This is a genomic window from bacterium, assembly GCA_030654305.1.
Taxonomy (GTDB): domain Bacteria; phylum Krumholzibacteriota; class Krumholzibacteriia; order LZORAL124-64-63; family LZORAL124-64-63; genus PNOJ01.
The window spans coordinates 1-11,108 of sequence record JAURXS010000250.1 but is presented as its reverse complement, the minus strand read 5'-3'; the positions used below and the strand labels follow the sequence as shown (position 1 = coordinate 11,108).

Below are 11,108 nucleotides of genomic sequence, written 5' to 3'. Positions count from 1 at the left end.
CGCACTTTTCAACCGGCGTTGACGACATTCGACTTGCTAGGCATTAAGCCGCTGACTAGTTTTGCACAACGACCGTCGCGGTGGGCTTACCTCTATGATCAACAACCGGTTGCCGCGACGGCCAGGCGCTTTCACCAGGACCTCGAACGCCTTTGTCGGACCGCCTGTCGCGACCGGCTTGGCGAGGGAGGGAAGCGGAGCCATGGCCAGCGAAGCTCAGTCCCGTTACAAGATGGTCAACGTCCGGACCGGGCACGTCATCATGGAGCATGACGTCTTGAGCCACGCAGCTCGTTCCTACTTCTGTGACGAACCCATCCCGCCGCGTGAGGATTATCGCGAAGGTCCGCATCGCTGGCGCTACGCGGGCATGGCGCAGTCCTTCCAGTTCGACATCCTCGACGAGCGGTCGGGCGAGACCGTCCCGCTGCGCGAGATGCTCGGCCTCGTCTACTACGCCAACGCCAAGCCCGACAGCACCCTGCACCGCCTGGGCGCCATCGCGCACGACAACGGGATCTCGGTCTACGCGGCCGTCGCCTACGAGAACCCGGACGGGTCGGTGCGCGTGCTGGACGGCGAGAAGGTGCGGCTGCTCAACGCGCTGTTCAACGGGCGCTTGCACACGCCCGGCAAGAAGATCCTGATCTTGCCGGATCTCTTCGATATCTACCGTACGGTGTCCTACGGGGACATCATGATCGACTTCGGCCTGGCGTCGATGGAACCGGACGAGGTCTAGACTCGTCAACTCAAGGAGCCCGAGCATGAAACTGTCGGTCCTCGCGGAGAAGCTGGCGCTCAAGCCCGTCACCGCGATGTTTGACAAGGAGATCTCCGGCGTCTACATCTCCGACATGGTCAGCGATGTGATCGCCAACGCGAAACCGGGCGACCTGCTGGTGACGGTGCAGATCCACAACAACGTGATCGCCGCCGCCAACCTCGTCGACATCGCGGGCATCGTGGTCACCCAGGGCAAGCTGCCGTCGGAAGACGTCAGGAAGATGGCCGAGAAGGCGCAGATCCCGATCTTCTCGACCGACCTGAGCCGCTGGCAGGTCACGACCATGCTGTACGAAGCCGGGGTGCGCTGACCCGCCGCCAATCCCGGGAGCCGCCGCGATGCTGATGCAGGAACTGGTCGACCTCCTGAATTGCCAGGTGATCCTGGGGTCGGAGTTCATGGAGGGCCTGGAGGTGACGGCCTGCTTCGCGGCCGACCTCATGAGCGACGTGTTGGCGTTCTCCCACCCCGGCTCCCTGTTGATCACGGGCCTCGCGTCCATCCAGTCGGCCCACACCGCCGACGTCGCCGACCTCGCCGGCATCCTCTTCGTCGACGGCAAGACACCCGCCGAGCCCGTCATCGCCCTCGTCCGCACCCAGCGCATCCCCTTGCTGACGACGGAACTGTCGATGCCGGACGTTTGCGGCCGTTTGCAGGCGAACGGCCTGGAGCCGGGGGGGCGGCCGTGAACGAGAACCGCTGGAGCACCGGCGAGCCGCGCGTGCCCTGGGAGGGCGCGGAGATCCTCTACAGCGAGAGTTACCAGATCGTCGGTGACGATTTCGAGCACGGCGGCGAGGCGGCCGCGAAGATCAAGGCGATCCTCAAGCAGTTCGGTCTGGACAACACCGTCATCCGCCGCCTGTCGATCGCCAACTTCGAAGCGGAGATGAACGTCATCATGTACGCGCGCGAGGCCGACATGCAGTTGCAGGTGCTGCCGACCGCGGTGCGCGTGATCCTGTCCGACCGCGGCCAGGGCATCCCCGACATCGCGCAGGCCCTCCAGGAAGGCTACTCCACGGCCACGCCGCAGATGCGCCAGCGCGGATTCGGCGCCGGTCTGGGGCTGCCCAACATCAAGCGCAACACCGACGAGTTCGAGATCGTCTCGACGCCGGGCGTGGGGACAACCCTGCGTTACACCATCCACCTCCAGAGTTGAATACGATGGTCGCCCGCGAACCCTCCATCCTCTTCGATCCGGCCCGGTGCGTGGGCTGCGTCGCCTGCAGCCAGGTCTGCCCGACGAAGGCGATCCGCGTCGCCGCCGGCTGCGCGGTCGTCAAGCCGGAGCTGTGCATCGACTGCGACGCGTGCATCCGCGCCTGCCGCTACGACGCGGTGCAGGCCCGGCTGTCGTCCCCCGCCGATCTCGCGCGCTTCAAGTACAAGGTCGCCATCCCGTCGATGACCCTGTACGCCCAGTTCGGCCGCGACATCCATCCCAGCCAGGTGCTTCACGGCCTGACCCGCCTCGGGTTCGACCGGGCCTACGACATGTCGTGGATGAACGAGATGGTCGCCGGCGCCATCGACGCCTCGTTCAGCGAAATGGAAGGACCTTGGCCCAAGATATCGGTCACCTGCCCGGCGATCGTGCGTTTGGTGCAGGTCCGTTACCCGGACCTGCTCGCCAATCTGGTCCAGATCGAAACCCCGCGGGAACTGGCCGCCAAGGTCTTGCGCCGGCGGGTCGCCGCCGAGCAGCGTCTCGATCCGCAGGACATCGGGATCTTCTTCATCACCCCCTGCACGGCGATCATGAACTCGATCGTGGCGCCCGTCGGCCTGGAGCAGTCCAACCTCGACGGCGCTTTCGCCATCAGCGAGATCTGCGGGCCGTTGCTGAAGGCCATGAAGCTCGGCGGGGCGGAGGAGCGCGACGATCAGATCAGCCGCGCCGGGATCAGGTGGGCGATGTCCGGCGGCGAGCTGATGGGCATGCGCAATACCAACACGATGTCGGTCCACAGCCTGCGCGACGTCCAGTACGTCTTCGACCATCTCGAGGCCGGCAAGTTCCAGAGCGTCGACCTGATCGAGGCCTACATCTGCCCGGACGGCTGCATCAGCGGCGGCCTGACGATCGAAGGCCGTTACGCGGCCGGACGCAACCTGCAGCACATCGGACGCCGGCTGGGAACCCAGAGCCTGTTCAAAGAAGAAAAGGTGCGCTCGCTGATGCGGGAGCACTTCTTTGATCTCGAGGAGGAGATCAAGGCGCGCGCCGTCCGGCCGGTCGCCCAGGATCTGCGGCGGGCGATCGCGCTCGAGCGCGAGCGGCAGGAGCTGCTCGCCCGGTTGCCCCGGAAGGACTGTGCCGCCTGTGGCGCTCCCGACTGCGCCACGCTGGTGGAAGACACGTTGCGCGACGAGGCGAAAATCGACGACTGCATCTTCCTGCGGCTGGCCCGCTGCGAGGAAGCCGCCGCCAAGCGAGGGGAGGGCTCTCGATGAGCAAACAGATGCTGATCCTGGACACGAGCTGTCCACAGTGCGCGGCCTTGCTGACGGAAGGCGGCAGGATCCTGCTGAACGCCTACGTGCACGACCCGCACCAGGAAGGCGAGATGCGCCTCAGCGCGCTGTTCGGGGATTACACCGTCGAGTCGGAGCTGGAGCTGCCGCCCGGAGCGGTCGTGGAATTCCGCTGCCCGCGCTGCGAGGCCAGCCTGACCCTGCCCTTGGCCTGCAAGCTATGCGGCGCGCCCATGACGTCGCTGAACCTCGTCAAGGGCGGCTACGTCGAGTTCTGCTGCCGGCGCGGTTGCCAGGGCCACGCCCTCGGCGGCATCGGCGACATCGACCACATGATGTCGCTCATGAACCGGATGTTCGAGACACCCTACGACTGACCACGCGCGACAAAAATACGAATGAGGAGACAAGGGCGATGTCCGACCACAAGAAGATAGATTTCAAGACCTTGCAGTATGCCGGCCAGGAGGGGCGGCTCATCCCGCTCCTGCAGCAGGCACAGGCGCAGGACGGCTACATCGCGCGCGAGAGGCTCCAGGAGATCAGCGAGCAGACGGGGGCGCCGATCGCGCAGATCTACGGGGTGGCCACCTTCTACGCGCAGTTCCGCTTCCAGCCCGTCGGCAAGCACATCCTGCGGGTCTGCCACGGCACGGCTTGCCACGTCGCGGGCGCCAAAGCGATCAGCGAAGCGCTCGAGTCGCATTTCGGCATCCACGACGGCGAGACGACGCCGGACCGCGAGTACACGCTCGAGACCGTCTCGTGCCTGGGCTGTTGCAGCCTCGCGCCGGTCATCATGATCGACGGCGCGACCTACGGCAACCTGAGCCCCACGGACATCAAGAAGGTCATCAAGCAGCACCGGCAGGCCGGTGAAGAGGTCGTGAAGACATGAAGATCCTCGTGGGCCTGGGCACCTGCGGCATCGCCGCGGGTTCGGAGACGATCTACCGCTCGCTCGCCGCACGGGCGGGCAACGGCGGGCCGAAGTTCGAGCTGGGCAAGACCGGCTGCCTCGGCATGTGCTACATCGAGCCGCTGGTCGAGGTCCTGGACGACCTGGGCGCGGTCTGGCAGTACGGCGGCGTCACCGAGGACAAGCTCGACCGCATCCTCGAGGAGCACGTCGCGGGCGGCAGGCCGGTGGACGAGTGGCTGGTCTGGAGCGACGAAGGCCGGGGCAACGAGGGCGCGTACCTCGCGCGTCAGAACCGGATCGTGCTGCGCAACTGCGGGCGCATCGACCCGGAAGTCCTGGAGGACTACCTCGCGGTCGGCGGTTACGACGCGCTGCGCAAGGTCCTGCAGGACAAGGATCCCGACGGGTTGATCAACCTGGTCGTGGAGTCGGGGCTGCGCGGTCGCGGCGGCGCGGGCTTCCTGACCGGCATGAAGTGGCGCTTCACGCGTCTGGCGACCGGCGAGCACAAGTACATCATCTGCAACGCCGACGAGGGCGATCCGGGCGCGTTCATGGACCGTTCGGTCCTGGAGAGCGATCCCCACTCCGTGCTCGAGGGCATGGCCGTCGCGGGTTACGCGATCGGCGCCGACCACGGCTACATCTACGCCCGCGCGGAGTACCCCAAGGCCATCGAGCGCCTGAACATCGCGATCGCGCAGGCCGAGGCGCGGGGTTTCCTCGGCGACCGCATCCTGGGCTCCGACTTCAGCTTCCACATCCGGTTGAAGGAGGGCGCGGGGGCGTTCGTGTGCGGCGAGGAGACCGCCCTGATCGGCTCGATCGAGGGCCACCGCGGCATGCCGCGCGTGCGCCCGCCGTTCCCCGCGACCAAGGGTCTGTGGGGCTGCCCGACGAGCATCAACAACGTCGAGACGTTCGCGAACGTGCCCTGGATCATCGCCAACGGCGCGGCGGCCTTCAACTGCCTGGGCACCGCCAACAGCAAGGGCACCAAGGTCTTCGCCATGGCCGGCAAGGTGCGCCGCGGCGGTCTGGTCGAGGTGCCGATGGGCATCTCGATCCGCGAGATCGTCTTCGAGATCTGCGGCGGCATCGCGAACGACCGGAAGTTCAAGGCTGTGCAGATGGGCGGCCCGTCCGGCGGCTGCATCCCGGCCGAACTGTACGATACGGTCATCGACTACGAGTCGATCAACAAGACGGGCGCCATCATGGGGTCCGGCGGCCTCGTCGTGATGGACGAGACCACCTGCATGGTGGACATCGCCCGGTTCTTCCTGGACTTCACGCAGCGCGAGTCCTGCGGCAAGTGCACGTTCTGCCGCGTCGGCACCAAGCGGATGCTGGAGATCCTGACCCGCATCTGCGAGGGCGAGGGCCGCGACGGCGACATCGAGCTGCTCGAGCATCTCGCCCACCTGGTCAAGAACAACTCCCTCTGCGGTCTCGGCCAGACGGCGCCGAACCCGGTGCTGACGACCCTGAAGTACTTCCGCTCGGAGTACGAGGCTCACATCACGAACAAGAAGTGCCCGGCGCACCACTGCCAGAAGCTGCTGTCCTACACGATCACGGAGGCCTGCACCGGCTGCACGGTGTGCGGGCGCGTCTGCCCGACGGGCGCGATCACCGGCGACAAGAAGCAGGTCCACCACCTCGACCAGTCGAAGTGCATCCAGTGCGACGAGTGCTACAAGTCCTGTAAATTCCACGCCATCGTGCGTTCATAGCGAGGTTGTCATGGACCTGGTCAAGCTCGAAATCGACGGCAAGCGCGTCATCGCCGACAACCGGCAGACCATCCTCGAGGTGGCGCGCCAGCACGGCACGCATACCATCCCGACGCTCTGCCACGACGGACAACTCGAACCGTTCGCCTCCTGCTTCCTCTGCGTCGTGAAGGTCAAGGGCGCGCGCACCCTGCTGCCCGCCTGCTCGACCAAGGTCCAGGCGGGGATGGTCGTGGAGACCGACACGCCGGAGGTCCGCCGCTCGCGCAAGGCCTCGCTCGAGCTGATGCTGTCGAACCACTACGCCGACTGCGTCGGCCCGTGCCAGCTCAGCTGCCCCGCGGGGATCGACATCCAGGGCTACATCGCCCTGGCGGCCCTCGGCAAGTACCACGACGCCATCAAGCTGATCAAGGAGCGCAACCCGCTGCCGGCGGTGTGCGGGCGCGTCTGCACGCGGCCGTGCGAGGTCACCGGCTGCCGGCGCAACCTGCTGGACGAGGCGGTCGGCATCGACTACATCAAGCGCTACGTCGCCGACCTCGACCTCAGCTCGACCCGGCCGTGGCGCCCGGAGGTCGCGCCGGCCAACGGCAAGCGTGTGGCGATCATCGGCGGCGGGCCGGCGGGGCTCTCCTGCGCCTACTACCTGGCGATCCGCGGCTACGCGGTCCACGTCTTCGAGAGCCTGCCCGAGGCGGGCGGCATGCTGCGTTACGGCATCCCCGAGTACCGGCTGCCGAAGGAGACCCTCGACCTCGAGATCAACCAGATCCTCGAGCTGGGCGTGCAACTGTCGACCAACATGACCCTCGGCCGCGACTTCACCGTCGCGAGCCTGAGGCAGGACGGCTTCGATGCCGTGTTCCTGGGCATCGGCGCCTGGGACACCTCGAAGATGCGGGTGCAGAACGAGGAGACGCCGGGCGTGCTGCCGGGCATCGAATTCCTGCGCGAGTACGGCCTGCGCCGCGCCCACCAGCTCCCCGGACGGGTGCTGGTCGTCGGCGGCGGCAACACCGCCATCGATTGCGCGCGCACGTCGCTGCGTCTCGGCGCCGACGAGGTGCGCCTGCTGTACCGGCGCACCCGCGCCGAGATGCCGGCCAACGCCGTGGAGATCGAAGAGGCCGAGCAGGAGGGCGTCCACCTGGATCTGCTCGTCGCCCCGACCCGCGTGCTCGTCAAGGACGGCCGCGCGGTCGGCCTCGAATGCCTGCGCATGGAACTCGGCGACCCCGACGCGTCGGGCCGTCGCAGCCCGAAGCCCGTGCGCGGTTCCGAGTTCGAGGTCGCCGCCGACTGGATCATCGCCGCGATCGGCCAAAGCACCCAGGCGCAGGCGATATTCGGCGGCCGCCTGCCGAACATGCTGCCTTTCGGCGAGACGCTGAACCTGACCCGCTGGCAGACCGTCCAGGTGAACGAAAAGACCTTCGAAACGTCCGTCGAGGGCGTCTTTTCCGGCGGCGACGTCGTCACCGGCGCCGCGACGGCGATCGAAGCCATCGCGGCCGGCCGCAAGGCGGCGCACGCCATCGACACCTACGTCCACACGGGCAAGGCGCAACCCGAACCCGAAGAATTCGTCAGCCGCAAGGACTCCTTCCGCAAGGTCACCCAGGAAGACCTGCGCGAAGGGCCGCGCCATACCCGCCGCGCGATGCCCCAGCTGCCGATCGAAGACCGCATCCGCAGTTTCGTCGAGGTCGAGACCGGCTACAGCGCCGCCGACCTCAAGGTCGAGTCGGCCCGCTGCCTCGAGTGCGGCTGCACGGCCCTGTTCGACTGCGATCTGCGGCGGTACGCGTCCGAGTACCAGGTGGACATCACCCAGTTCCTCGGCGAGGCCAAGCAGTACAACGTCGACCGCCGCCACCCGCTGATCGAACTGGACCCCAATAAGTGCATCCTCTGCGGTCGCTGCGTGCGCCTCTGCAGCGAACTGGTGGGCGTCGGGGCCTACGGTTTCATCAACCGCGGCTTCAACACGGTCGTCAAGCCGGCGATGGGCGGATCGCTCCTGGACACCGAATGCGTGTCCTGCGGCCTGTGCATCGGCACCTGTCCCACCGGTGCGATCACCGAGGTCGTCCAGCTCGCGAAGCCCGGCCCGTGGCCCACCGACAAGTCGCCGACGGTCTGCACCTACTGCGGCATCGGCTGCAAGCTCAATTACGACACCTACGGCGACGCGCTGGTGAAGGCGTCGCGCTGCGACGACGGGGTCGTGACCGACGGCAACCACTGCCGCAAGGGCCGCTTCGGCTACGGCTACGTCCGCTCGGCCGAGCGGGTGCTGAACGCGCGGATCCGCGCCGGCCGCGAGCTGCAGGAATCGCCCGTCGATGAGACGATCGCCTTCACTGCGATGCGTCTCAAGGAACTGCGGCGCAAGTACAGCGGCGACGAGATGGCGGTGTTCATCTCGCCGCGCCTGACCAACGAGGAGATCTACCTCGCGCAGAAGTTCGCGCGCATCGCGCTGGGGACGCACCAGGTGTCGTCGCTCGCGCATCTCGTCAACCAGGACCTGGCCTGCCCGGACGTCATCTCGACGGCGACCTACCGCGAACTGGAAGACGCGCAGGCGATTGTCGTCGCGGGTTCCGATACCTGCGACGAGCACTTCGTGGCCGATCTTTTGGTCAAGAAGGCCATCCGCAAGGGCGCCCGTCTCATCTACGTCGGTCCGGAGAGCAACCGCACGTCGCGCCATGCCGATGTCTTCCTGCGCTGTGAGGACGGCGCCCAGACCCAGGCCGTGCTCGCTCTCCTGCGCGCCTATGGGGACAGCGTGCCGGATGCGTTCGACGACCGGGAGTCCCTGGCGGCGCTCGCGCGCGACGCGGGAACCGCGGACCTGGACCCCGACGCGCTGGCGGCGGCAGTCGCCATCCTGGCGCGGAGCATCCTGAAGGTCTTCGTGTGCAACCGCGACTACCGCGGCCCCCGCGTGGCCGGCGACCTGCGGCTGTACGCGGACGCCGCCGACGCGTTCGGTTGCACCCTGCTCGCCCTGCACGAGAAGTCCAACATGCAGGGGCTCCTGGACCTGGGCGTCGGCCCGCAGTGGTTCCCGGGTTACGCGTCGACCGGCGACGCCGCGGTCGTGGCGGAATTCGAGAAGGAGTGGTGCGCGGCCCTGAGCGGCAACGCCGGCGCCGGCGCCGACATCGCCGCCAAGCTGCGCGACAAGAAGATCAAGGTCGCGATCGTGATCGGGGAGGACCCCGTCGGCGCCGCCGGTTTCCCGGTCGAACTGAGCGAAGGCCTGTGCGCCGCCGACTTCCTGGTCGTGATGGACCTGTTCCTGACGCCGACCGCCCGCCTGGCCAACGTCGTGTTGCCGCTGTCGGCGATGGCGGAGACGTCGGGCACGCTCACCAACAGCGAGCGGCGGGTGCAGGCGGTGCGCCGCGCCGTGCCGCCGGCGACCGCGCTCGAAACGTGGCAGGTCATCTGCCAGCTCGGCGCCCAGATGGGCTACCGTTTCAAGCTGAAGTACGCCAACCCGGCGGAGGTATTCGCCGAGATCCAGCGGGTCGTGCCGGCTTACGGAATGGTCACGGTCGACAGCGCCGATGCGGACGGTATCTGGACCCCTCCGATGGGTGCGCTGGCTCGCCAGACCTTCACCGGCGGCCCGGCAGCCAGGATCACGCCGGTCGCCACGCTGGAGCTCGACCATCTCGAACTCAAATTCGGCCAGTGGTTCGCCGAGATGATGGCCGGCGCGCGGGCGCGGCTAGAAGCCGAGAAGGCGGCGACGGCGGTCTGATCGCCGGCGTGCGACAATAAGAACGAGACAAGCCAGGGCGCCGTTCGATGCGGCGCCCTGGTTTTTCAAATCGGAGGTAAACCTACAAACATGCTTGTTCGCGATCCGTTCGGGGAACCGACAAGATTATAATTAGCTACGAGTTACAAAGATGTAGACGGAGGCTCCGATCTAGGGTGGATCGGGGCCTTTGTATTTGGTTGGGGTTGCGTCAATTACGGGACCGGGTTTTGGGGTGATAGGGGCAGCTGAATCGAGAGGCGGGGAGAGAGGTCGGCTGGGGGCGAAATCGCGTCGTAAGCTCCCCCGTCAAGCGTACAGTCCATAAGTAGAGTATTCAGCTTCGATCCTGTCCCTGAAGGCCGCCAGCGTCCACTTCCTGCGCTGGTGATCGCATCGTCCTTGTTCCGGATGCGGAGGGACCCGGACCACCGTCGAGTTGGCGGCATGCCGCATGGCGGATGCAGCGGTACGGAACTAGTGTTGGGACAGTCCGTAATCGGTGACGTGGACGTGACGCCGACCGTCACTCTTTAGCGAGGTGCAGGGCAATGAACAGGCGAAACTGCCGATCAGCTTCCATGCTGCTGGTGCTGCTGGTGGCCGCCGGATGGAGTGGCACGGCCGGCGCGGGCGCGGATATCGATTTTGGGGTCGCGATCCGCGCTGGGGATGACACGGAACTCTTTATGGCCATCTCGTCCCGTTACTTCGGTCGCGACCCCGGAGACGTGAGGGATTGGCGGGCGCGGTACCGTGATCCCGACGACGCCGCGGTGGCGCTGTTCCTGGCCGGGCGCTCGGGCACGCATCCGGAGGTCGTGTTCCAGCTGCGCAGCGGCGGTCTCTCCTGGTGGGAGGTGGGCCGGCGGCTGGATGTCCAGCCGGAGGCGTGGTTCGTGCCCTGCTCGTACAGACCCGGGCCCCCTTATGGCAGGGCCTATGGCTTCTGGCGCAAGTACGAGAGCAATCACAAGTACCGCTTCGAGCTGATGGACCGAGAAGTCCGCGATCTCGTCGCGGTCCGCATGCTGCACGACTACTACGGCATGAGCCCGGCCGTCGCGATGAAGTGGCGTTCGGGTCAGCAGGACGTCCAGTCGCTGATGGCCAGGGAATATCGCAAGCGCCATCCCCCTGAACACGCGGATCGGCCGGACGGGGGACGTCATCACGGTGACCGCGGCGAAGGGCACAGCAAGCATGGCGGGGGCAAGTCTCACGGCAGATGATCTGCGCGCGGCATGGACTCCACAATTCCCGATCTCTCTCTTTTCCGTCACGCAGAGAGCCTCACCCGGGGAGCCATCAAAATTAATTTTAGCAACGAGTTACAGAGATGTTGACGGAGACCCCGATCGCAATGCGGTTGGGGTCTTTGTATCTGGATGTGGGGTA

10 protein-coding genes are annotated in these 11,108 nt (G+C 66.6%); all 10 read left to right on the top strand.

The window, feature by feature from the left end; translation table 11 throughout:
• The first annotated feature begins 202 nt into the window (after positions 1 to 202).
• The 10 genes from Q7W29_07170 to Q7W29_07125 all read left to right on the top strand — a co-directional run bounded on the left by Q7W29_07170 (position 203) and on the right by Q7W29_07125 (position 10,942).
• Positions 203 to 742 carry a hypothetical protein gene (locus Q7W29_07170; protein ID MDO9171592.1) on the top strand — a complete coding sequence of 180 codons (540 nt, stop codon included), beginning with the start codon at positions 203 to 205 and terminating at the stop codon, positions 740 to 742.
• Between the two features lie 25 nt (positions 743 to 767).
• Positions 768 to 1,097, top strand: a complete 330-nt coding sequence (locus Q7W29_07165; protein ID MDO9171591.1) for a DRTGG domain-containing protein — start codon at positions 768 to 770, stop codon at positions 1,095 to 1,097.
• Between the two features lie 28 nt (positions 1,098 to 1,125).
• Positions 1,126 to 1,479 carry a transcriptional regulator gene (locus Q7W29_07160; protein MDO9171590.1) on the top strand — a complete coding sequence of 118 codons (354 nt, stop codon included), beginning with the start codon at positions 1,126 to 1,128 and terminating at the stop codon, positions 1,477 to 1,479.
• Positions 1,476 to 1,955, top strand: a complete 480-nt coding sequence (locus Q7W29_07155) for an ATP-binding protein (GenBank protein MDO9171589.1) — start codon at positions 1,476 to 1,478, stop codon at positions 1,953 to 1,955. The genes Q7W29_07160 and Q7W29_07155 overlap by 4 nt, the downstream gene beginning before the upstream one ends.
• A gap of 5 nt (positions 1,956 to 1,960) precedes the next feature.
• On the top strand, positions 1,961 to 3,250 hold the full coding sequence (locus Q7W29_07150; protein MDO9171588.1) for a [Fe-Fe] hydrogenase large subunit C-terminal domain-containing protein: 1,290 nt from the start codon (positions 1,961 to 1,963) through the stop codon (positions 3,248 to 3,250).
• Complete coding sequence (locus Q7W29_07145; protein ID MDO9171587.1) at positions 3,247 to 3,648, top strand: hypothetical protein; 402 nt, start codon at positions 3,247 to 3,249, stop codon at positions 3,646 to 3,648. The genes Q7W29_07150 and Q7W29_07145 overlap by 4 nt, the downstream gene beginning before the upstream one ends.
• Positions 3,649 to 3,686: 38 nt before the next feature.
• Complete coding sequence (nuoE, locus tag Q7W29_07140) at positions 3,687 to 4,169, top strand: NADH-quinone oxidoreductase subunit NuoE (GenBank protein MDO9171586.1); 483 nt, start codon at positions 3,687 to 3,689, stop codon at positions 4,167 to 4,169.
• On the top strand, positions 4,166 to 5,929 hold the full coding sequence (locus Q7W29_07135; GenBank protein ID MDO9171585.1) for an NADH-quinone oxidoreductase subunit NuoF: 1,764 nt from the start codon (positions 4,166 to 4,168) through the stop codon (positions 5,927 to 5,929). The genes nuoE and Q7W29_07135 overlap by 4 nt, the downstream gene beginning before the upstream one ends.
• Positions 5,930 to 5,939: 10 nt before the next feature.
• Positions 5,940 to 9,710: an FAD-dependent oxidoreductase gene (locus tag Q7W29_07130; GenBank protein MDO9171584.1), complete on the top strand. Its 3,771-nt coding sequence runs from the start codon at positions 5,940 to 5,942 to the stop codon at positions 9,708 to 9,710.
• Positions 9,711 to 10,291: 581 nt separating this feature from the next.
• Positions 10,292 to 10,942, top strand: coding sequence for a hypothetical protein (locus Q7W29_07125; GenBank protein ID MDO9171583.1), 651 nt, complete (start codon positions 10,292 to 10,294; stop codon positions 10,940 to 10,942).
• The last annotated feature ends 166 nt before the right edge of the window (positions 10,943 to 11,108 follow it).